The following is a 21,841-nucleotide window of genomic DNA, read 5'->3' as shown; positions in this document are numbered from 1 at the left end:
TCGGTAATTACTGCGTTACAGTTTTAACGGCAACCACAGCGTCTGAACGTTTCAGAATCGCATAAGCGCCACCGGCCAGTACCGTACCCGCAATGATAGAGATCAGATAACCCAGAATCGGTGTAATTGCGCCCGGGATTAACAGGACGAACAGACCACCGTGCGGAGCCATCAGTTGTGCGTGGAAGGCCATCGACAGAGCACCCGTTACCGCGCCGCCAATGATACAGCAAGGCAGAACACGTATTGGATCACGCGCCGCGAATGGAATCGCACCTTCGGAAATAAAGCACAAACCCAGAACCAGCGCCGCTTTGCCCCCTTCACGTTCACTCTCTTCGAACTTATGACGCGCCAGCAGCGTTGACAGGCCCATCGCCAGCGGTGGAACCATACCGGCAGCCATGATGGCAGCCATAGGTCCGTAGACGGAAGAACTCAGCAGTGCCACGCCGAACGCGTAAGCCGCTTTGTTTACCGGGCCACCCATATCGGTACACATCATCGCACCAAGGATTGCGCCAAGCAGTACCGCATTCGCTGTCCCCATAGATTGCAACCAAGCAGTCAGACCCGCCATGATTTTAGCGACCGGTCCACCGACCACGTAAATCATCACCAGGCCGGTGATCAAACTCGCGACAAGCGGGATGATCAGGATCGGTTTCAGCGCTTCCATACTGCGCGGTAATTTCAGCTTGCCGCTGATGGCTTTCGCCACATAACCCGCCAGGAAACCAGCAATGATACCGCCAAGGAAACCAGCCCCCGTGCTGACAGCCAGCATACCGCCAATAAGACCCGGCGTCAGGCCAGGACGGTCAGCGATCGAGAAGGCAATGAAACCAGCCAGTATCGGAACCATCAACGCGAAGGCTGAAGCCCCACCGATTTGCATCAGGGCTGCGGCCAGTGTGCCTTTCACTTCAAATGCTTTGATACCGAACACGAACGAGAGCGCGATACACAAACCACCCGCCACCACCATTGGCAGCATATAAGATACGCCGGTCAGCAGGTGACGATATGGGCCTGCGCCGCCCGCGTCTTTCTTCTTCGTACCCGATGCAGCACCGGTTTTGGGCTCGAAAACTTCAGCTTCAACCAGCGCTTTGTCTAACTCTTGCTTGGTCTTTTTCAATGCCAGACCCGTAGATGTACGGTACATCGGCTTACCGGCAAACTTCGCTAAATCCACTTCAATATCAGCCGCCACAATCACCAGATCGGCCTGCGCGACTTCTTCTGGCGTGATGGCGTTACCTGCACCCACGGAACCGCGAGTTTCAACCTTCACCCACCAGCCGCGCTTTTTCGCTTCGGCTTCGATGGCTTCTGCCGCCATAAAGGTGTGCGCCACACCAGTCGGACACGCGGTGATCGCCACTATGCGTTTCGGACCTGCAGCAACCGGTGCAGAAACAGCAGCAACCGGGGCCACGTAAGACGTCGCGTCAGCAGCAGCATGTTGCAGGAAAACGGCCGGTTCACGGATAGCCAGCGCAACATCACCAATGAACACTTTTTTACCGGCCAGTGCGGATTCAGCAGGTACATTTTCACCCGCTATAATCACCAGTTCGGCTTCAGCGGCATTTTCTACCAGAGTATGTCCAGCGTTCGCCGCAGCAGCAGCGAGCATTTTTTTCGCCAGTTGGCTACGAGCCTGTCCCAACGAACTGTCTATCATCAGCAGCGTTTTCATTCTGCCTCCTGCGGTCAGTTAAAAGGTTTCAAATCGACACGGGCCATCATCGCCGCGAGTTGCGGACGATCGGTGACGCCGACATTGCTCTGGCTTACAGCCAAAGCAGCCACAGCGGTGGCCAGTCGTAAGGTGTGTTCGCTTGATTCACGCATCAGCAGGCCATAAATCAGCCCACCGACCATTGAATCGCCTGCACCAACGGTGCTGACCACTTCACAAGCGGGAGGTTTGGCAATCCATGCGCCGGACGCGTTAACCCAAAGTGCACCTTCGGCACCAAGAGAAATCACTACGTGAGCGATACCCTGATCGCGTAGTGCATGCGCTGCTTCCACTACATCACTTAACTGCGGTAATTTACGGCCAGCCCAAATTTCAAGCTCGCGGCGGTTAGGTTTGACTAACCATGGTGAAGCTTTCAGACCCGCCACCAGCGCTTCGCGGCTGCTGTCGAAAATGATGCACGGACACTGACTGCGCAGGCGGATCATCCAGTCGGTGAAAGCGTCAGGGTCAACGCCAGCTGGCAGGCTGCCACATACGGCAACCATATCGAACTGGCCAAGCCACGACAGTGAGTCGGTTACAAAACGTTCCCAATCTTGTGGCGTGACATTAAAACCGGAGAAATTGAAGTCGCTGACTTCGCCGTCTTTTTCGGTAAGTTTGACGTTGATACGGGTACGACCTGACACCACCTGAAAACGGTTAGCAATACCCAGATCGCTGAACAGATGCTGGAAACCATCCTGATTGTCTTTGCCAAGGAAGCCACCTACGGTGACGTCGATGCCTAAATCTTTCAGCACTTTAGCAACGTTGATGCCTTTACCTGCTGCGTGCAAACCGGCAGTCTGCACCAGATTCACTTCGCCGCGTTCGATTTCAGGACAGAAACCGACCAGATCATAGGCAGGATTTAAGGTAATTGTGGCGACTCTGCGGCTCATGCGCCCTCCCCAAGCCCTGCAGCAATGGTTTCGCCGATAGTTTTCAATGCCACTTCTGCTTCTTCTCCGGTCGCGGTGAAACGCAGGCGATGACCTTTCTTCACACCCAGCGCCACGACTTTCATCAGGCTGCGTCCGTTGGCCGGTTTACCACTGCCATCAAGGTTAGTCACGGTGATGTCGCTGTTGAACTGTTTGATCACGTTCACCAGCGCCGTGCCAGGACGCGCATGCAGGCCGTGTTCGTTTCTGATAACGAATTCAGCTGACAACACGTTTTCCTCTTCAGCGACGTCGCTGGTCAATAGTGCTAAAACGCCTACGGCATCAGCCGTCAGCAAGCGTTCAGCTTTCTGCGCGATCAGTAGGTCACTTAAGTAGTTCAGTATGTTAAGAGGCTCATCATCGGCCACAGAAATCGTCAACAGCGCGGCGACAGACTCTCCTTCGTGTTCGAAAGGATGCGTCGCACGGCTGAACGTTGCTGCGCTTTTCAGGTTGCCTTCAGTGCTGTCGCTGAGCCAGATGCCCTGCCCTAGGTTAAGTGGTTTACGGCTGATAACATCGCTCACAAACGCGGTATCTACCGCGCCAATCTGCTGCAGCCGGCCCGCGTTCAGCGCTTGTAAGGTCATCAGGTTGTCGGCGGCCACATCAACGTTGATCAGTTGGGTGTCGAAAATGAATTCGGCAGCATTCTTCTCGCCCATCAGCAGGCTGCGCAACTCTTCGGCTGAGTCAGTTTTCGCCATACGTGCTGACACGCTGTCATCGCTCAGGACGTGGGTCAGTTGACGCAACAAACCGAGGTGTTCGTCGGAACGTGCGGCAATACCGATAACAATATAGGCAGTTTGATCGTCGCCCCATTCAATCCCCTGTGGGAACTGGAAAACCTGCACGCCGGTATCCAGTACCAGATCGCGGGTATCGGTGGTGCCATGAGGGATAGCGATGCCATTACCGAGGTAAGTGGATGTCTGCAACTCGCGCTGCAACATACCGTCTACATAGCCTTCGCTGACACGGCCTGCCTGAGTCAATGCAGCGGCGACCTGACGAATGGCCTCCTCTTTATTGTTGGCGAGCGCACCGAGATGAATATCTTGCTGTGACAACTGGAACATAATTCTCCTCTCCTGCTGAATTTGAATCGTTTCAGCTTCACTGAGAAAAAAGGAGCGTTGTTCGATCGAGACGCTTGTCGGACAACGCTGAAACGTTTCAGGCAATTTTATTCCAGGCGATGTTTAAATCAAGAACTCCCTTCTTTGGCGTGACGATTTTATGATGTTACGCACAGTTTGCCTGGTAGAAACACATCTCTGAGCCTTTTTACCGGTAAAAGCTGAACATTAGCTGACGCGAAAATAATTCCTGTGAAAAAGCCAATTCCACCTGCGTCGCGCCCTGGGTTGCTGACCATTTTTTAACACAAGGTGCGATTTCATTGATGAGTATGGCAAATAAGCAGCTATTTACCTTTTTACTGATTAAAACGGGTTTTCGTTTTTTTTAAACAAGCGTAATATTTGCGCAAAATCCCTCCATCTTACTACCGGTTCAACAGCACAACATGTCGACATCCACCGCTTCCGCACGCCGTTTACCTGACGTCACTTCCACTGCGTTTCTAATCATTGCATTTCTTTCCGGCATTGCAGGCGCGCTACAAACGCCGACGCTAAGTCTGTTCCTGACCTCCGAAGTGCATGTCAGTCCCTTTATGGTGGGCATCTTTTTTACGGGCAGCGCGGTGATCGGCATTTTCGTCAGCCAGTTGCTGGCCAGTTGGTCAGATAAACGCGGTGACCGCAAAACGCTCATTCTCTATTGCTGCCTGCTTGGCGCCGCGGCCTGCGTGCTGTTTGCGTTCAACCGCAATTACTTCATCCTGCTATTTATTGGCGTGCTGCTCTCCAGCTTCGGTTCCACCGCCAACCCGCAACTCTTCGCGCTGGCACGTGAGCACGCAGACAAAACCGGCCGTGAAGCCGTGATGTTTAGCTCTATTCTACGTGCTCAGGTTTCACTGGCATGGGTGGTCGGCCCGCCGCTGGCGTTCGCACTCTCCATGGGTTTTGGATTCACATTCATGTACACCGCCGCAATGCTGGCATTTCTGCTGTGCGGACTCATGGTCTGGATGTTCCTGCCCTCCATGCCAAAAGCAACGCTAAAAACCACCGCCACCCTGGAAGCACCCCGCCGTAACCGTCGCGATACCCTGCTGCTGTTTATCGCCTGTACGCTGATGTGGGCGGCCAACGGTATTTACCTGATTAACATGCCACTTTATGTGGTGAATGAACTGAACCTGCCGGAAAAACTGGCGGGGATCCTGATAGGCAGCGCAGCCGGTCTTGAGATCCCCACCATGCTGATCGCCGGTTATCTGGCAAGGCAACTGGAGAAACGCTTTTTGATGCGTCTCGCCGTGGTCGCCGGTGTGGTTTTCTACGGGGGTATGCTGCTTATCACCGGGCCGATGGCGCTGATTGCTTTACAGCTGCTGAACGCCATTTTCATCGGCATTCTGGCGGGTATCGGTATGCTCTATTTTCAGGACTTGATGCCAGGACAGGCGGGAGCCGCTACTACGCTGTTCAGCAACTCAACGCGAGCGGGATGGATTTTAGCCGGGTCATCAGCCGGTCTGGTGGCGCAGTTCTGGAGTTATCATGCCGTGTTTTACGCGGCATTCGCCATGGTAGTCGGATCCGTATTTTGTATTTGGCGGGTAAAAAATGTCGATGAAAAACCGGCCGAAGCAGCAAACGCAGCGGCTTAAGGCGCGGTATCGATTTCCAGTTGCGTCAGATAAATCAGGGCATCATCACGGTGGTTGTGACACATCTCCCGGCTGGCCTGTAAGCTGGCGCAAACCTTCGGGCGCAGCGGCGACGTAAAAATGTTGCATAAGAAGTTATCTGCCAGGTGAATACAACGGGTATTCGCTGGCTTGCCGTTCGGCATTCCGGGGATCGGGCTGGAAATAGACGGCGCAATACAGCAGGCTCCGCAGTGGGTACGACAATCCATCAGTGACTCCCACAGGCGTTTGTGTATCCGTTAAAGCCAGTCACCAAAGTGCTTACGTGCAGCTTCACTATCATACTTGTCTTCACCTCGCCAATAGGCGGCAGCATCTGACCAATCGCTCTTACCATGATTAGGCCGTTCGAATGACGTGGGGGCGAGAACACCTAAGTGAGCAAGGATATCAATGATCACCTGTCGTTGCCCCTTTGAAGACTTCACGACAGAAGCCAGTCGCTTCTCCAGCGCACCCGCATAATCGTTCGGTTGACTTGACTCGATTATGGCGAAGATGGCTTTGAGGATGGCGATGTCCTCTTCAGTTGGGTCAGAAATATCGGTGCATTCCAGTTCCCGTAGGTCAAACCACGTGTAGATCAATTGACCGTGCCGCACTCCCCCCCACTTAATGCGCTCAAAATTGAGAACATTAAGATCCACATCCAGATATTGCTCACTGCCGATAGTGACGCCAGGCATGACATCACGACAAACCAGGCATGTATGGCTCTTACTGTGGAGAGTCCCGTCTGGGCAAAAACGCCTTCCACTGATCACTGGTGTATATTCATGATGGCTCATTCGGCAGGCGAGGTGATAAGAAGCAACGCCCGAACGCAACTCCAACCTTCTGGTGGAAAGACTGGAAACAAAGGCATGTGCCGCTTTAAGCGGAGGGATACACTTAGCCAACCCGAGAGTTTCACCCAGACACTCATTGTGAGTGAAGCTAACAGGATCGAACATCAACCCCTGAGACTTGGCGTACAAGAAGTCCTGAGGTTCGGTCTTTTTCTCAGAAAGCCAGCCGTCACTGCCCCAATAGGTTTTGAAAAGTATATTTTTGGCTTTTTTATCCATAATGGCTGCTACGAATATGAAGACTATTTATATATACAGTAGGTTCTGCACTGGATACGACAATCCATCAGTGCGCCTCCCGCAGGCGTTTGTGAAACGCGACAATAGCAGTAGCTTAGATGCGCCACCAGTGAAATATTCCCACATTGAAACTTATTGGTTACGCTGTTTTTTAATCCGCGTAACGCAAAAACGCAACCCGTTAACAAACGCCGCAACGGCGGGCTTTTCGTCACTCTTTTTTCGCGAGAGGCTTGCCTGAAATTGGCGGCGCGAGTAACGTGTCGCAAAATATTTTCTTTTCTTTTTGGACGGGTATTTATATGGCACGTGCTAATGAAATTAAACGCGGTTTTGTCGTTAACTACGACGGTAAGCTGCTGCTGGTAAAAGACATAGATGTTCAAAGCCCAAGCGCGCGCGGTGCCAGCACCTTGTATAAAATGCGTTTTGCTGACGTGCGTACTGGCGGCAAAGTGGAAGAACGTTTCAAAGGTGACGACATCCTCGATACCGTCAGCCTTACCCGCCGCCGGGTAAACTTCTCATATGTCGACGGCGATGAATATATCTTTATGGATGACGAAGACTTCACCCCGTACACCTTCAACAAAGCGCAAATTGAAGAAGAGCTGTTGTTCATCCCTGAAGAAGGTTTGCCAGGTATGCAAGTGCTCACGCTGGACAGCCAACTGTTGGCGTTAGAAATGCCACAGACTGTGGATCTGGAAATCGTTGAAACTGCACCGGGTATTAAAGGTGCATCCGCGAGCGCACGTAACAAGCCTGCCGTCATGACCACAGGTCTGAGCATCCAGGTACCGGAATACCTGAGCCAGGGCGACAAAATTCGCATTCATATTGCGGAACGCCGTTATATGGGCCGCGCAGACTAAAGACAATGCACCTGGGTTGATTAAGAGAGCGCTAAAGCGCTCTCTTCTTTTGTACCACGTATTCGTATAAAACTTTATCCAAACACCGCCACAACGTCCTCTCTTTCGATCTCCCTCACAAAAGTGCATTGAATCCGGACTAACCAATTTTCATTTCTGTCATATGACTTTACACTCAAAAACCTGTTTTATGATTGAAATGCCGCCAGCCAGTTCGCTTGCCGCACAAAAATCATGACAAACTCATTTTTGGCCTGACCAATTTTGGCTGTTCTAACGTTATGGAGTAGTGCATGAAAACTATCGCTACAGAGTCACTGCCTGCCGGTGTGCAATTACCGACTTACGACCGCAACCTGCTAAAAACCCGCATTGTTCACCTAGGTTTTGGCGCTTTTCACCGCGCGCATCAGGCATTGCTGACCGATCGCGTGCTAAACAAGCTGGGAGGCGACTGGGGGTTTTGTGAAATCAGCTTATTTGGTGACCCGACTCTGATTCAGTCCCTGCAGCGACAGAACCATCTGTTCACCGTGTTAGAGAAAGGTGCGGAAGGCAATCAGGCTATTGTGGTCGGCTCTGTCCGCGAGTCAATGCACGGCAGCGTTGATGGACTGGCGGCGGTCATAGAGAAAATGGCCGAACCACAGGTGGCCATTGTATCGCTGACGGTCACAGAGAAAGGCTATTGCATTGAGCCTGGCAGCGGCGAACTGGACCTGAACCATCCGCAAATCAAACAAGATTTAACCGGCGAGCATCCTCCATCCACGGCACCTGGCGTGCTGGTCGAAGCGCTGCGCATCCGCCATCAGAGGGGATTGCCAGGCTTTACCGTACTCTCATGTGACAACATTCCGGAAAATGGCCATGTGGTGAAAAAGGCCATTCTGGGTATGGCCAGAGCAAGATCGCCCGAGCTCGCTGACTGGATCAACAACAACGTCACCTTCCCGAGCACCATGGTTGACCGTATCGTCCCGGCAGCCACTGATGACACATTGCAGGAGATCACTGAGGCGCTGGGAGGGGTGACCGATCCCTGCGGTATCGCCTGCGAACCCTTCATTCAATGGGTGGTAGAGGATAATTTCGTCGCAGGACGCCCGGCGTGGGATGAGGTTGGCGCGCAACTGGTAGCCGATGTTTTACCGTTCGAGCAGATGAAACTGCGCATGCTTAACGGCAGCCATTCATTTTTGGCTTACCTCGGGTATCTGGCGGGTTATCAGTACATCAATGAATGTATGGAAGATAGCCATTACAAGCAGGCAGCGCATCGCCTGATGATCCTAGAGCAGGCACCGACGCTAAGCGTTGAAGGTGTTGACCTGAAAGCCTATGCCGACAGTCTTATCACCCGCTATTGCAATACTGCGCTCAAACACCGGACCTGGCAGATTGCCATGGACGGGACCATGAAGTTGCCGCAGCGCATGCTCGACTCCGTGCGTTGGCACCTCGACAACGGCGGGCCATTTGAGTGTCTGGTATTGGGCGTGGCCGGTTGGATGCGCTATATCAGCGGTATTGATGATTCGGGTTCGGCCATTGAAATCAAAGACCCGATGGCGAACCAGCTGGCAAAAATTGTCGCCTCTACCGAAGACGGCGAACAACGAGTCAATGCGCTGTTGGCATTAACATCAGTATTTGGTGAGGCGTTATCGCAGAACGCGAAAGCAGTGCAAGCAATTCAACAGGCGTATGCCAGTTTACAGAAATATGGCGCTAAACAGAGCGTCGCCAGACTGGTGGGATAAACACAAAGTTTGGTATATAAAACATTATATAAAGGCTGCCGCTGGCAGCCTTTATTCATTCAATTATTCAATACAGCCGGAACAGATTCAAACAGAAAACCGTCGAACGTTGGGTCTTCAGCATCGGAGACTTCCAGCAGCATCATTTTCACATTTTCCAGATGTTGCCACATAGCTTGCTTGGCAGCTTTGGGATCACGCCTTAGCACTGCCTGCAATATTTTCTGATGGTCCAGTAGCCACTGTTGATCGTGGCAATTTTTATCAACATGCTGCTGAATGCTCTGCCACATCGGGCTACGTTTACGCACCTGCCATAAATCCACTACCATATTCGCCAGCACGCTGTTCTGCGAAGCCTGAGCCAGCAACGTGTGGAATAACTCGTCAGCGGTTTCATCCATCTCACCACGCTCAATAAACCCACGTTCCTGCTCGATGGCATCGCGCATCTTCATAATATCGGTCTTAGTCGCCTGCATCGCCGCGAATGCTGCTACTTCGCTTTCCAGCAACTGCCTGGCCTGCAAAAGCTCGAACGGACCATAGCCGCTGTCCCCCAGAAAGATATTCGCTTCGGGCTGACGGGGAAGCACATAGACGCCAGAGCCCTTGCGCACATCAACGATTTTTTCCAGCTCCAGCATGATTAATGCTTCCCGCACCACGCTGCGGCTGACCGAAAAGGTTTCAGCAATATCCCGCTCGGGCGGCAGGCGGTCGCCGACCAGATAGTCACCCGCCTCAATCGCGCTGCGTAATTTTCCGCCGATCTCCTGATAAAGTCGCATAACATCGCCCTGAGAATAAGGAATTGGTCAGGCAAATAAAGCGCGGGATACCGTTACTCATTGCCGGAAACGAGGGGAAAGTATATCACGCGGCTTAGATGTTACTGCGGACAGGGGCTGGAAAGTGTCGATGGAGTCACCATTGGATAGACCAAATAAAGCAAGGTATCAGACCATTTATAGCGCAGAGAAACCGCCCTGCGCCATTGATTATAAAAATTACTTATTTAACATTACGTACTAATTATACGTGACAGTCATAATAGCCAGATGAGGATCGTTATTGACATGCCGAGTGGTTACTTGTCCTAAAGACATAGGCAACGAAAAGTCGGGTAGGTTACGGCTCACCATTACATGGTTTTGAACGATACCTATGCCACCTCTAAAGCATTGAGTTTTAACACCATTAAGGGTCGTAGTTAAGCTGCATGCGTCTTCTACAATCGCGCCATAGAAATGAAGGGTTCCCGATGATGGGGTTATGGCCGCCTGCGTCATCCCTGAGATAAAAAATCCAAAAAACAGGAGCATTACTAATCTGTTCATGGCTACCTCGTTATTGGTATCTACTCATCATTAACATTAGAGTAACTTTACTAAAAAACACGGAATTTTCTTGCAACGAAAATAAAATATCTTAAATAACATTAACGTTACGTGCGGTAGGTACATATGTAATCGGCACAAAAGTGGATTTTCTTAAGCACTGGGGGCATCTTATTGATCATATTTTTTGATATCTGGCCGTTAATTTATAAAAAATACAATATTTTCAATCATATAAGTTGCATATGATAAAAGGAGTTTTTGATGACCAACACCAATCTCATTACTGGTTTTCTCGGCAGCGGTAAAACCACGACCATTCTCCATTTGCTGGCGCAGAAGCCTGAAGGCGAAAAGTGGGCCGTATTGGTGAATGAATTCGGCGAAGTGGGTATTGATGGCGCCCTTCTGGCAAACAGCGGTGCAGTGATCAAAGAGATTCCCGGTGGCTGCATGTGCTGCGTAAACGGCCTTCCAATGCAGGTTGGCCTGAATATGTTATTACAAAAGGTCCGGCCAGATCGTCTGCTGATCGAACCCACCGGGCTGGGTCATCCTAAGCAAATTCTCTCTTTGCTGACCTCTGAGATTTATAACAACTGGCTGACGCTTAGTGCGTCACTCTGCTTGCTCGACGCTCGCAATCTCAGCGATCAGCGCACGATAGAGAATGAAAACTTCCGCGACCAGCTGGCAGCGGCTGATGTGATTGTGGCCAACAAGGCCGACACCTATTCAGAACAAGACCATCAGGCCCTGGACGCATGGCAAAACCAGTGGGCAGCAGGCCGGGAAATCGTGATCGCCTCACACGGCACTGTCGACGTAAATCTGCTGGACCGCCCGCGTCAGAATCAACGTCCTTTACCGGATGGTCGACACCACCATGCTCATGCCGCGCCGCGCGGGCTGGCAGCACTGAGTTTGCCGGAAAAGCAGCGATGGCGTCGGGCGCTAAATCAGGCGGGGGGTTATTCAAGCTGTGGATGGATTTTCGATGGGGAAACGGTATTCGATACCGTGGCGTTGCTAGACTGGGCACGTCTGGCACCGGTGGATCGCGTTAAAGGTGTGATGCGCATTAATGAAGGCACACTGCTGGTGAATCGCCAGGGGCAGGACCTGAGAATTGAAACGCGGCCTATCGCCCCACTGGACAGCCGGATTGAGCTTATTACCCGCGACGAAGCCCAATGGAACGCATTGCAATCTTCTTTGTTGAAGATTCGTTTAGGTTAGGCGGATTAATGTATCGCCCTTTCTACAATAGTTAACATCTGCTAAATAACAGGTTTATATCAATGTGGCGTCGCAACCTCCCCGCAATTATGCTGCTCAACGCATTGGGCATTGCCCTTTTTCTGTCATATTACCTGCCCGCTAACCACGGTTTTTGGTTTCCGATAGATGCTTCGATTTTTTTCTATTTCAATCGACAACTCGCCACCAGCGAAACGTTTTTGCACCTGGTTGCTATTACGAATAACCGTGCTTTCGACGGAATTTCACTGCTGGCAATGGGGCTGCTCTATTTCTCATTCTATATAAAGCGTGATACCGCTGAACGACGCCGCATGATTATTATTGGTGTTGTGATGTTGCTCACCGCAGTGGTACTTAACCAGTTGGGGCATCTGTTGCCCGTCAGCCATAAAAGCCCGTCGCTGAGCTTCCCCGGCGTCAACCGCGTGAGTCAGTTGATTGGTATTCCGACCAAAGATGCCTCGGCCGATAGCTTCCCCGGCGACCATGGGATGATGCTGATGGTATTCTGCTGTTTCATGCTGCGTTATCTGGGTAAAGGGGCGTTTTCGGTGGCAGTACTGATCACCCTTATCTTCTCATTGCCTCGGGTAATGATTGGGGCGCACTGGTTTACCGATATCGCGGTAGGCTCAATGTCCGTGGTGCTGGTGGGAGCCAGCTGGTGGCTGATGACACCAGCAAGTGATGTTGGGGTGAACTGGCTGGACCGGCATTTGCCGCAAATGCGTCGGCGCTGAGCCATTTTTATAAAAGTGTATATTTTTAACATCTATATTTAAACATTATGGCCCGAACTGTTTTTTTTCGCATTATCGGGCCATTTATAGAGTTTACGTTGTGTCAAAACATCGGCACTTTTTTGCCTCGGAGGCCCGTTTCAAGCGGTTTGATGCTAAATACGTACAAGTAACGCTCATCATTTATTACAATAACGCTAATATCACGTCACATCTCAATTTCATATAACAAATCCCATAAAAGCTCTCGCAATCCCCTATTCATTCCGGTAATCTCCAAAGCGTTTACACAGAAATGTGGCATAAACGGCTTGATCCCAGAAAAAGTGTGCGCTAAAGCACGTTTCCCTGACCAGGCGTTTGCTGCCTCTGTGTGCGGCAAGTAGTCTCGCTACGTTTGGCAATTTATAACGATTCAATCGTTAAGGACATCAAGGGATAACAACAACAATGGTCAAGTCTCAACCGTTTATGAGATATATCACGCGGATAATTCCCGCGATTGGCGCAGCAATTATTCTCACTGCGTGTAGTGGCACACATTCTTCGAACACAGTAAACGCGCAAACTGATATGCGTGCAGTAAATGACAAAAATGGTCTTCTACTGCAAGCCTCTCAGGATGAATTCGAAGCAATGGTTCGCAGCGTCAATGTAAAATCCAAAATTATGGATCAGTACGCTGACTGGAAAGGCGTTCGTTATCGGTTAGGTGGTGACAGCAAACGTGGTATCGATTGCTCAGCCTTCGTTCAGGTAACATTCCGCGAACAATTTGGTATGGACTTACCTCGTTCAACTTATGAACAGGAAGAAAAGGGCAAGAAGATCCAGCGCACTAAACTGCGTGCGGGTGATCTGGTTCTGTTCCGTGCAGGTTCAACAGGCCGTCACGTCGGTATTTATTTAGGTAACAATCAGTTTGTTCATGCTTCTACCAGCAATGGTGTGATGATTTCAAACATGAACGAGACCTACTGGAATACCCGTTTCCGTGAAGCAAGACGTGTTTTAGCAAGTGGCGAACATAGCTAACTAATACATGTACTTTTGTTGTCCTAAGCCAAGCGAATAAAAAACGTCATCCCAGGATGGCGTTTTTTTTGCCTTTTTATCCCCCTCTTCTTTCAAAAAAACCACCTAAGTTTAATTAATGACTGCTATTCACTACGCTGAGTTATACTTTGAATTCCGCAATATAATGAGTGAAGGTTGATGATATGGAATTGAAATCGGCTCTCACCCACGCCGTTTTACCCAGACGCAATTCTCTGATTAAAAGTCTTATCATCGCCACTCTGCTTTTTTTTGTTTTCAGCACAGCCACCCTCTACATTATTGCCTTAAAGAATGAACAACAGATGCAGCTTATCGGTGCACGTATGGCTCATTTCAGCAGCTTTTTTTTTCAAAACCTCACCAATACCATGAAGCGACTGAGCCAACTGCCGGACAAAAGCTGTAATGTTGCCGAAGACCAATTGAGCCGTGACGCAGCGATAACACTGGGCATACGTGATTTTCTGCTGGTCCGCGCAGGACAGATTTATTGTTCATCCGCCACGGGAAAAATGACTCTCGCCGTTGACGATCTCTTCCCGGGGTTGGACTGGCATAAGTCTTTCGATATTCGGCTGGAGCGAGGTACCCGCTTTGTCCCTAATCGACCTGTCATCGCCATCTGGTATGGTTCAGCAGGCAATGGCATCCTCTCGACAATAGAGCTGACGCTATCGCCCTACATGCTCTTTGTTAAACCCGAGGAAGGGTATCATGGCATTGCGCTGATCATTGGTGATAAAGCCCTGACATCTGACAACGCCAGGTTGATAGAAGTAAAGGACCTGTCTGGCTCTCATTATTCCGAAACCAAAATGGTTGACTATCCTTTAACCCTACGGCTTTACGCGCCTCAAATCACGATTGAAAACATCCTGTTTACGCTGCTGGCAACCTTGCTGTTAAGCCTGATGCTCGGCGCGCTAATCTATTTCACCCTGTTGAGCCGCCACAGCCCGGAACGTGAAATTATTCGCGGATTAAGGGATGGGCATTTTTTCGTTGAATATCAGCCCGTGATGGAAACCCAAAGTCTGAAAGTCGCCGGACTTGAAGCCCTGATGCGCTGGCAGCATCCGTTTGAAGGCCGCATACCCCCCGAAGTGTTCATCAGCTACGCTGAGTCACATGGCATGATTGCGCCCCTGACGCAGCGAATGATGCAGCTCGCGGCCGAAGATGCGCACCATCTCATGCAGGTGATGCCGTATAAATCCAAGTTCGGTATTAATATCTCCCCACACCACATGAATAAAATTAGTTTCCGCGACGATGTGATGAATTTTATCTTCGCCATGCCGGCAGACCATTTCCAGATCGTTTTTGAGATCACTGAACGCAGCATGATTGATAATGAAAGTGCCGTGCGGGAATTCAACTGGCTACGCCGTCAGGGGATAGAAATTGCCATCGATGATTTTGGAACCGGACACAGTGCACTGATTTACCTGCAGAAATTTACTCTGGATTATCTGAAGATCGACCGCGGATTTGTCATGTCTATCGACCAGAAAACCCTAATTGCGCCAGTGCTGGACACCGTTCTTAAGCTAACGGAGGAGCTGCAACTGAAAACGGTAGCCGAGGGCGTCGAAACGGTGCAGCAGGCAGAATATCTGCGCAAACACGGCGTCACCCTTATGCAGGGATATTTGTACAGTAAACCACTGTCGGTCGAAGATCTGATACGTTTTACACTGGAAGTCAATAATGGGGATCGGGTATTGGAAAAATGACCCATCACCGCACAGACCGCTGCTGCACAATGTTTCCGGCTACGCTTTTGTATTAACGCCTGTTTCATATTATGGTACAACAGCCGAAATCAGAGAAAAGAGCGCTACCGATAATTATTTCAGATACTTTATCTGCGCGTCCCTCATTATTATTTACCGGCATATTGCCGCGCAGCCAGCAAGCAGTTGCGACGAAACTCCGTCATTTTAGCAGGAGCCCTCCCAGGATGTTTTTGCGTCTTTTTATCGCTGCTTTACTGTCCATGCTGAGCCTGAATGCTCAGGCCGAGACCATTGAAAGCAGCTACGCTTTTGCAATTTTGGGTGAGCCTAAATACGTCTCCCACTTCACCAGTTTTGACTATGTCAACCCCGCGGCTCCCAAAGGCGGGGCAATCCGCCTTGCGGCTATCGGCACCTACGACAATTTCAATCGTTACGCGTCTCGCGGTAATGCGGCAGCACGTACCGATACCCTGTATGACAGCCTATTTACGACATCAAGTGATGAGATTGGCAGCTATTACCCACTGATTGCTGACTCAGCACGCTATGACAGTCAATTTCGCTGGGTAGAAGTGGATATCAACCCGCATGCCCGCTTTCATGACGACAGCCCGATCACCGCTAATGACGTAGCCTTTACCTTTAAAAAATTCATGACTGAAGGCGTTCCGCAATTTCGCGTGGTTTATAAAGGCGCCGAAGTGAAAGCTATCTCGCGCCTGACCGTCAGAATCGTTTTGCCACGTGCAGACAAGGACATGATGCTCGGCCTGCTGGGGCTGCCTATTTTGCCGCAAAAATTCTGGGAAAAGCATAAGTTCAACGAGCCTTTGCCGATACCGCCGTTAAGCAGCGGGCCTTACCGTATCAGTGACTACAAATTGGGACAGTACGTCACCTATTCGCGAGTGTCGGATTACTGGGCCGCCAACCTGCCGGTAAACCGCGGGCGATATAATTTCGACACCATCCGCTATGACTACTATCTTGACGACAATGTTGCTCTGGAGGCCTTCAAATCAGGCGCGTTCGATTTCCGAATGGAATCCTCGCCGAAAAATTGGACGGCACAGTATCAGGGCACTAACTTCAGCAAGAATTACATCGTAAAACAGGATCTGGAGAACCAGGCAGCGCAAGGTACACGCTGGCTGGCTTTCAATATTCAGCGGCCCCAGTTCAGTGATCGGCGAGTGCGGGAAGCCATTACGCTGGCGTTTGACTTTGACTGGATGAATAAAGCGCTTTATTACAGCGCTTATCAGCGTGCTGACAGCTATTTCCAAAACACTGACTATATGGCAAAGAATTACCCTAATTCGGCAGAACTGGCGTGGCTGGCGCCCCTAAAAGGTAAAGTGCCTGACGAAGTATTCAGTCAGCTGTATCAACCGCCCCATTCTGACGGTAGTGGTAATGACCGCACCAATCTACTTAAAGCCACCGACCTGCTGAAACAGGCCGGCTGGACAGTGCAGAACCAGCAACTGGTCAGTCAGACCACCGGCAAGCCATTCCTCTTTGAACTGCTGCTACCCAGTGGGGGCAATTCGCAATATGTCCTGCCCTTCCAGCACAATTTACAGCGGCTGGGTATCACCATGACGATCCGTGAAGTTGACAGCTCACAGTTTGTCCAACGTATGCGTCAGCGGGACTACGATATGCTGCCGACAGTTTATCCTGCCACACCTTACCCGAGCGCGGATTTGCAAATCGTCTGGAACAGTAAATATATCAACTCGTCCTATAACAAACCGGGCGTAAAAGACCCTGCCGTTGACCAGTTGACTGACCAAATTGCGGCCCACCAGGGGGAACCGGATACTCTGCTGGCGCTCGGCCATGCGCTGGACCGCGTACTGACCTGGAATCGCTATATGATCCCGATGTGGTACAGCAACCATGAACGCTATGCCTACTGGGACAAGTTCTCTATGCCCGCAATCCGACCGACCAATGGTCTGGAGCTGGATACCTGGTGGTATGACATGAACCGGGCAGCACGACTGCCGGCACAGCGTCGTTGAGGAGCCTGCCGTGACCCGTTATCTATTTCGACGCCTGCTGCTGGTGATCCCCACGCTCTGGGCCATCATCACCATTAACTTTTTCATCGTACAGATTGCCCCTGGCGGCCCGGTTGATCAGGCCATTGCCGCCATTGAAATGGGCCAGAACAGCGTTTTACCTGGCAGCGGAGGGGGGAGTGGCGCTGGCAAAGCCGCGCCCGGCGTTGCGCAAGTAGGCGACAGCCATTATCGCGGCGCTCGCGGGCTGGATCCGGAAGTCATTGCTGACATTACCCATCGGTTTGGTTTCGATAAACCGCTGCATGAGCGCTATGTCGATATGCTGTGGAGCTATATACGCTTTGATTTCGGCAACAGTCTGTTTCGGGGAGCTTCGGTGATGCAACTGGTGAAAAGTAGCCTGCCGGTGTCAGTCAGCCTTGGCCTGTGGAGTACGCTGATTATCTATCTGGTGTCGATCCCGCTCGGCATTCGCAAAGCAGTACAAAACGGCAGCACGTTCGATAACTGGAGCAGTACGCTGATCATCGTCGGTTATGCGGTGCCCGCCTTCCTGTTTGCCATCCTGCTTATCGTGCTGTTCACCGGTGGCAGTTATCTCGACTGGTTCCCCCTGCGCGGCCTGACCTCGGCCAATTTCGAGCAGTTGCCGTGGTATGCCAAAGTTACCGACTACCTGTGGCACATTACGCTACCGGTGCTGGCAACGGTGATTGGCGGATTCGCGACCCTGACTATGCTGACCAAAAACGCCTTTATAGATGAAGTCAGGAAACAGTATGTCGTGACCGCGCGAGCCAAAGGGCTGAGTGAGAAAAAGATCCTCTACCGACACGTCTTTCGCAACGCCATGCTGTTGGTGATCGCCGGTTTTCCGGCCACGTTTATTAGCATGTTCTTCACCGGTTCACTGCTTATCGAAGTGATGTTCTCGCTGCACGGGCTGGGTCTGCTGGGCTATGAAGCCATTGTGCAGCGCGACTTCCCGGTGATGTTCGGTACACTTTATATTTTCACCCTGATTGGCCTGCTGCTGAATATCATCAGTGATATCACCTACACGCTGGTCGACCCGCGTATCGACTTCGAGAGCCGCCAGTAATGACCATTAGCCCCCTGAATCAGGCCCGCTGGGCACGTTTTCGCGCCAATTCACGCGGTTTCTGGTCGCTGTGGATTTTCCTGCTGATGTTTATCCTGTCGCTACTATCAAATGTGATCGCCAACGAGAAACCGTTACTGGTGAACTATCAGGGTCATGTTTATGCCCCTTTCATGTTCAATTACAGCGAAACCACCTTTGGCGGCCAACTGGAGACCCCGGCAGACTATCAGGATCCCTTCGTTATTAAGCAGATTGAGCAACACGGTTGGGCTGTCTGGGCGCCCATTCGCCACAGTTTTAATTCGATCAATTTCAATACTCAGCGACCCTTCCCTTCGCCACCGTCCGTGCAGAACTGGCTGGGGACCGACAGCAATGGTCACGACGTGCTGGCTCAACTGCTGTATGGCCTGCGAATATCGCTGTTCTTCGGCATCCTGCTGACTCTACTCTCATCGCTGATAGGCGTGATAGCGGGCGCAACTCAAGGCTATTACGGTGGTCGGGTTGATCTGTTGGGGCAGCGCCTGATCGAGGTATGGTCAGGCATGCCAACGCTGTTTTTAATCATCATGCTCTCGAGCGTGGTACAGCCCAACTTCTGGTGGCTGCTGCTTATAAGCGTGTTCTCCGGCTGGATGATTTTGGTGGGCGTGGTGCGGGCCGAATTCCTGCGAACAAGAAATTTCGATTATATTCGTGCCGCGCAGGCCATGGGCGTCAGCGATCGCATGATCATGCTGCGTCATATGTTGCCGAATGCCATGGTAGCCACCCTGACTTACCTGCCTTTTATTCTCTGCGGCTCCATTACCACGCTGGCGTCACTGGATTTTCTTGGCTTCGGCCTGCCGCTAGGTTCACCGTCGCTTGGCAGTCTGTTGATGGAAGGCAAAAATAACCTGCAAGCCCCATGGCTGGGCATCAGTACCTTTGTTTTGTTAGCTTGTCTGCTCTCATTGCTGATTTTTATTGGTGAAGCGGTGCGTGATGCCTTCGACCCGGCTTCGCAGCCGCAAAACTTTTCCAGAAAGGCACGCTGAGATGACGACGTTACCGCTGTTGAGTATTCAGAATTTGAGCGTGGCCTTTCATCAGGGTAATACTCTGCACGAGGTCGTCAGCAACGTTTCGCTCAATATTGACGCGGGTGAAACGCTGGCACTGGTCGGTGAGTCCGGCTCAGGTAAGAGTGTTACCGCCCTCTCGGTGCTACAGCTACTGCCTGCGGTGAGTTATCCGCAGGGTGACATTCTTTTTGCCGGTCAGTCACTCCTGCAGGCCACAGAGAGCCAGCTGCTGAGCATTCGTGGCAACCAAATTTCGATGATTTTTCAGGAACCTATGCTGTCACTCAATCCGCTGCACAATATCGGGAAACAGTTGGCGGAAGTGCTATCACTGCACCGGGGAATGCGCCGTGAGGCCGCACACGGTGAAATCATTAGTTGCCTCGACCGCGTGGGGATCCGCAATGCGAAATCCCGGCTGGGCGATTTCCCGCATCAGCTCTCCGGGGGAGAGCGTCAGCGCGTCATGATTGCAATGGCCGTGCTGACACAGCCTAAATTGCTGATCGCCGATGAGCCCACGACGGCGCTGGATGTGTCGGTTCAGGCGCAAATTCTTAAACTGCTGGACGAGCTAAAGCAGGAACTGGGAATGGCGATGCTGTTTATTACCCATAACCTGAAAATTGTACGTCAGCTGGCAGATAATGTGGCGGTGATGCAACAGGGACGCGTGGTCGAACAGCAGCCACGCAGCGCGTTGTTTAGTCAGCCTCAGCACACTTATACCCGGCAGCTTTTACAGGCCGAGCCTCAGGGCCGCCCGCGTCCGCTGTCCCCACATCAACCGGTGCTGCTGGAAGTAAAGAACCTGAGCGTCAGCTTCGTTCAAAAACGCGGCCTGCTACGCCGGACCGTCAGTGAAAAAAAAGCGATCAGCCAACTTAGCTTCAGCCTGCGGCGTGGAGAAAGTCTCGGTGTGGTTGGCGAGTCGGGTTCCGGCAAAAGTACCACGGGTCTGGCACTGCTGCGCCTGTTGAGTTCGCAAGGTGAGATCCTGTTCGACGGCCAGCCGCTGCACCTCTTTAACCGCCGCCAAATACTGCCTTTTCGACGCCGGATTCAGGTGGTGTTTCAGGACCCTTTCTCAGCGCTCAACCCACGTTTTAACGTCACGCAAATCATCGCCGAAGGATTGTTGGTGCATCAGCAACTCAGTGAGCAACAGCGTGAGCAACGGGTCATTGAAGTGATGCAGGAAGTCGGGCTTGATCCGGCTACCCGCCACCGCTATCCGGGTGAGTTCTCCGGCGGCCAGCGCCAGCGTATTGCTATTGCGCGTGCGCTTATTCTGCAACCGGAACTGCTGATCCTCGATGAACCGACGTCGTCGCTGGATAAATCCGTGCAAGCACAAATTTTGGCGATCCTCAGCGATTTACAACAGCGCCTGGGATTATCCTATCTGTTTATCAGCCACGACCTGCAGGTGGTGCGCACACTGTGCCATCAACTGATTGTTTTACGCGAAGGGAAAGTGGTGGAACAAGGCGAATGTGAGGCAATTTTCAACGCACCTGCGCATGCCTATACCCAAGAGTTGCTGTCGCTGTCGGTATTAACAACCTGAGTGGGAGGAGTGGAACGTTAGAAGGGGTAAACCGCTGAAACCGTTTCAGCAATCGCCGCGCCGGTGTTTTTCAGGCGACACATGGTGGCGCTTTCATCATCACGCTTAACGAACAGGCAAGGCTCGCCGTCGCACTCTACCACGGCGCTTTCAACCTGAATTTCCTGCAGGCACTCGGTCAGCCGGTGCATCACCTGCCAGGCAACATCCCCTTCATGGCTCAATAATCTGAGTCCAATAAGGTTGCTGCCTTCTTCGCTGCCGGGCAGCGGAATCGGTTCAACTTTGATACCAGCAAAACCCGATAACCATCGGTAACTTTGCGGCAAACGATGTACTACCGAAAGTTGGACATTATTCACGTCAATCCCCAGATGATGATTTATTCCAACAAATAATTCACACAAAAACTACATACATACCAAGTTATAGTTGATTAGCACTGAATATGCTTGTGCGATGTCAAAAATTCTTAACATATTTGCAACTTTACAGCACGCAGTACAAGGCCAATCGCTTACTTTATGTCCGGCCCACCTTCCTTCTGCGAGCCAGATCTCATTTTTGGTTACTTGTAACCTTTTCCATCTCATATCTCAACCAATTTCACGCATTGGCGCTACTATTTGGGTCTTTTAAATTTACAATTTAAAAACAATTCAGCGCGAGCAGAAACATCATGATTTATATTAAATAATTATA

Annotated in this window: 19 protein-coding genes; 11 read left to right on the top strand and 8 right to left on the bottom strand. The window is 51.2% G+C overall.

The annotated features are described in order from the left end of the window. Window positions 1-7: 7 nt before the first annotated feature. Genes fruA through fruB form a run of 3 tightly spaced genes read right to left on the bottom strand, consistent with a single transcriptional unit; the run spans window position 8 to window position 3,785 of the window. Window positions 8-1,705, bottom strand: coding sequence for a PTS fructose transporter subunit IIBC (gene fruA, locus ACMV8I_RS01735; RefSeq protein WP_498863504.1), 1,698 nt, complete (start codon window positions 1,703-1,705; stop codon window positions 8-10). A 14-nt stretch (window positions 1,706-1,719) separates the two neighbouring features. After that, entirely contained in the window at window positions 1,720-2,658 is a 939-nt protein-coding gene (fruK, locus tag ACMV8I_RS01730; RefSeq protein ID WP_498863503.1) for a 1-phosphofructokinase, read from the bottom strand. Continuing rightward, window positions 2,655-3,785 carry a fused PTS fructose transporter subunit IIA/HPr protein gene (gene fruB, locus ACMV8I_RS01725; RefSeq protein WP_498863502.1) on the bottom strand — a complete coding sequence of 377 codons (1,131 nt, stop codon included), beginning with the start codon at window positions 3,783-3,785 and terminating at the stop codon, window positions 2,655-2,657. Before fruB ends, fruK begins: the two co-directional genes overlap by 4 nt. Before the next feature lie 449 nt (window positions 3,786-4,234). Between fruB and ACMV8I_RS01720 the strand changes: the two genes are divergently transcribed. After that, window positions 4,235-5,449 (top strand): sugar efflux transporter, encoded by a 1,215-nt coding sequence (locus ACMV8I_RS01720; protein ID WP_498863501.1) that lies wholly within the window; start codon window positions 4,235-4,237, stop codon window positions 5,447-5,449. Here ACMV8I_RS01720 and ACMV8I_RS01715 read toward each other — a convergent pair. Further along, complete coding sequence (locus tag ACMV8I_RS01715; protein WP_498863500.1) at window positions 5,446-5,700, bottom strand: YkgJ family cysteine cluster protein; 255 nt, start codon at window positions 5,698-5,700, stop codon at window positions 5,446-5,448. The two genes, ACMV8I_RS01720 and ACMV8I_RS01715, sit on opposite strands and share 4 nt — an antisense overlap. 30 nt (window positions 5,701-5,730) lie before the next feature. Then, complete coding sequence (locus ACMV8I_RS01710) at window positions 5,731-6,558, bottom strand: hypothetical protein (protein ID WP_498863499.1); 828 nt, start codon at window positions 6,556-6,558, stop codon at window positions 5,731-5,733. A gap of 323 nt (window positions 6,559-6,881) precedes the next feature. On the opposite strand from ACMV8I_RS01710, the gene yeiP reads away from it, so the two are divergent. Then, on the top strand, window positions 6,882-7,454 hold the full coding sequence (gene yeiP, locus ACMV8I_RS01705) for an elongation factor P-like protein YeiP (RefSeq protein ID WP_498863498.1): 573 nt from the start codon (window positions 6,882-6,884) through the stop codon (window positions 7,452-7,454). A gap of 293 nt (window positions 7,455-7,747) precedes the next feature. Further along, window positions 7,748-9,217 (top strand): mannitol dehydrogenase family protein, encoded by a 1,470-nt coding sequence (locus ACMV8I_RS01700; RefSeq protein WP_498863497.1) that lies wholly within the window; start codon window positions 7,748-7,750, stop codon window positions 9,215-9,217. Window positions 9,218-9,276: 59 nt separating this feature from the next. On the opposite strand, the gene ACMV8I_RS01695 is transcribed toward ACMV8I_RS01700, so the two are convergent. Together ACMV8I_RS01695 and ACMV8I_RS01690 are read right to left on the bottom strand one after the other, a co-directional pair. Continuing rightward, window positions 9,277-10,008 carry an FCD domain-containing protein gene (locus ACMV8I_RS01695; protein ID WP_498863496.1) on the bottom strand — a complete coding sequence of 244 codons (732 nt, stop codon included), beginning with the start codon at window positions 10,006-10,008 and terminating at the stop codon, window positions 9,277-9,279. Between the two features lie 240 nt (window positions 10,009-10,248). Continuing rightward, the gene (locus ACMV8I_RS01690; RefSeq protein ID WP_498864690.1) at window positions 10,249-10,509 is read right to left on the bottom strand and encodes a YmdA family protein; all 261 of its coding nucleotides are present in this window, start codon (window positions 10,507-10,509) and stop codon (window positions 10,249-10,251) included. Between the two features lie 312 nt (window positions 10,510-10,821). Here ACMV8I_RS01690 and ACMV8I_RS01685 point away from each other — a divergent pair, with 312 nt between their 5' ends. From ACMV8I_RS01685 to yejF, 8 genes are all read left to right on the top strand, one after another. Further along, window positions 10,822-11,796 carry a CobW family GTP-binding protein gene (locus ACMV8I_RS01685; protein ID WP_498863495.1) on the top strand — a complete coding sequence of 325 codons (975 nt, stop codon included), beginning with the start codon at window positions 10,822-10,824 and terminating at the stop codon, window positions 11,794-11,796. A 62-nt stretch (window positions 11,797-11,858) separates the two neighbouring features. After that, window positions 11,859-12,560, top strand: coding sequence for a phosphatase PAP2 family protein (locus ACMV8I_RS01680; protein WP_498863494.1), 702 nt, complete (start codon window positions 11,859-11,861; stop codon window positions 12,558-12,560). A gap of 450 nt (window positions 12,561-13,010) precedes the next feature. After that, on the top strand, window positions 13,011-13,595 hold the full coding sequence (gene mepS / locus ACMV8I_RS01675) for a bifunctional murein DD-endopeptidase/murein LD-carboxypeptidase (RefSeq protein WP_498863493.1): 585 nt from the start codon (window positions 13,011-13,013) through the stop codon (window positions 13,593-13,595). 185 nt (window positions 13,596-13,780) lie between these two features. Next, the gene (pdeN, locus tag ACMV8I_RS01670) at window positions 13,781-15,355 is read left to right on the top strand and encodes a cyclic di-3',5'-guanosine monophosphate phosphodiesterase PdeN (protein ID WP_498863492.1); all 1,575 of its coding nucleotides are present in this window, start codon (window positions 13,781-13,783) and stop codon (window positions 15,353-15,355) included. Between the two features lie 227 nt (window positions 15,356-15,582). After that, window positions 15,583-17,391: an extracellular solute-binding protein gene (locus ACMV8I_RS01665; RefSeq protein ID WP_498863491.1), complete on the top strand. Its 1,809-nt coding sequence runs from the start codon at window positions 15,583-15,585 to the stop codon at window positions 17,389-17,391. Between the two features lie 10 nt (window positions 17,392-17,401). After that, window positions 17,402-18,496, top strand: a complete 1,095-nt coding sequence (locus ACMV8I_RS01660) for a microcin C ABC transporter permease YejB (RefSeq protein WP_498863490.1) — start codon at window positions 17,402-17,404, stop codon at window positions 18,494-18,496. After that, on the top strand, window positions 18,496-19,542 hold the full coding sequence (locus tag ACMV8I_RS01655; RefSeq protein ID WP_498863489.1) for an ABC transporter permease: 1,047 nt from the start codon (window positions 18,496-18,498) through the stop codon (window positions 19,540-19,542). The genes ACMV8I_RS01660 and ACMV8I_RS01655 overlap by 1 nt, the downstream gene beginning before the upstream one ends. Window position 19,543: 1 nt before the next feature. After that, entirely contained in the window at window positions 19,544-21,139 is a 1,596-nt protein-coding gene (yejF, locus tag ACMV8I_RS01650) for a microcin C ABC transporter ATP-binding protein YejF (RefSeq protein ID WP_498863488.1), read from the top strand. A gap of 17 nt (window positions 21,140-21,156) precedes the next feature. Here the strand turns inward: yejF and ACMV8I_RS01645 are convergent, their stop codons facing one another. After that, complete coding sequence (locus ACMV8I_RS01645; protein ID WP_498863487.1) at window positions 21,157-21,501, bottom strand: YejG family protein; 345 nt, start codon at window positions 21,499-21,501, stop codon at window positions 21,157-21,159. Window positions 21,502-21,841: the final 340 nt, after the last annotated feature.

Source organism: Ewingella sp. S1.OA.A_B6, from assembly GCF_049889095.1.
In the GTDB taxonomy this organism is placed as follows: Bacteria; Pseudomonadota; Gammaproteobacteria; order Enterobacterales; family Enterobacteriaceae; genus Ewingella.
The sequence above is the reverse complement of the archived record's forward strand: the minus strand, read 5'-3'. Positions and strand labels throughout refer to the sequence as shown.

Coding starts and splice junctions, on each gene's coding strand:
- fruA (WP_498863504.1), bottom strand. CDS start 1,705: ATGAAAACGCTGCTGATGATAGACAGTTCGTTGGGACAGGCTCGTAGC.
- fruK (WP_498863503.1), bottom strand. CDS start 2,658: ATGAGCCGCAGAGTCGCCACAATTACCTTAAATCCTGCCTATGATCTG.
- fruB (WP_498863502.1), bottom strand. CDS start 3,785: ATGTTCCAGTTGTCACAGCAAGATATTCATCTCGGTGCGCTCGCCAAC.
- ACMV8I_RS01720 (WP_498863501.1), top strand. CDS start 4,235: ATGTCGACATCCACCGCTTCCGCACGCCGTTTACCTGACGTCACTTCC.
- ACMV8I_RS01715 (WP_498863500.1), bottom strand. CDS start 5,700: ATGGATTGTCGTACCCACTGCGGAGCCTGCTGTATTGCGCCGTCTATT.
- ACMV8I_RS01710 (WP_498863499.1), bottom strand. CDS start 6,558: ATGGATAAAAAAGCCAAAAATATACTTTTCAAAACCTATTGGGGCAGT.
- yeiP (WP_498863498.1), top strand. CDS start 6,882: ATGGCACGTGCTAATGAAATTAAACGCGGTTTTGTCGTTAACTACGAC.
- ACMV8I_RS01700 (WP_498863497.1), top strand. CDS start 7,748: ATGAAAACTATCGCTACAGAGTCACTGCCTGCCGGTGTGCAATTACCG.
- ACMV8I_RS01695 (WP_498863496.1), bottom strand. CDS start 10,008: ATGCGACTTTATCAGGAGATCGGCGGAAAATTACGCAGCGCGATTGAG.
- ACMV8I_RS01690 (WP_498864690.1), bottom strand. CDS start 10,509: ATGACGCAGGCGGCCATAACCCCATCATCGGGAACCCTTCATTTCTAT.
- ACMV8I_RS01685 (WP_498863495.1), top strand. CDS start 10,822: ATGACCAACACCAATCTCATTACTGGTTTTCTCGGCAGCGGTAAAACC.
- ACMV8I_RS01680 (WP_498863494.1), top strand. CDS start 11,859: ATGTGGCGTCGCAACCTCCCCGCAATTATGCTGCTCAACGCATTGGGC.
- mepS (WP_498863493.1), top strand. CDS start 13,011: ATGGTCAAGTCTCAACCGTTTATGAGATATATCACGCGGATAATTCCC.
- pdeN (WP_498863492.1), top strand. CDS start 13,781: ATGGAATTGAAATCGGCTCTCACCCACGCCGTTTTACCCAGACGCAAT.
- ACMV8I_RS01665 (WP_498863491.1), top strand. CDS start 15,583: ATGTTTTTGCGTCTTTTTATCGCTGCTTTACTGTCCATGCTGAGCCTG.
- ACMV8I_RS01655 (WP_498863489.1), top strand. CDS start 18,496: ATGACCATTAGCCCCCTGAATCAGGCCCGCTGGGCACGTTTTCGCGCC.
- yejF (WP_498863488.1), top strand. CDS start 19,544: ATGACGACGTTACCGCTGTTGAGTATTCAGAATTTGAGCGTGGCCTTT.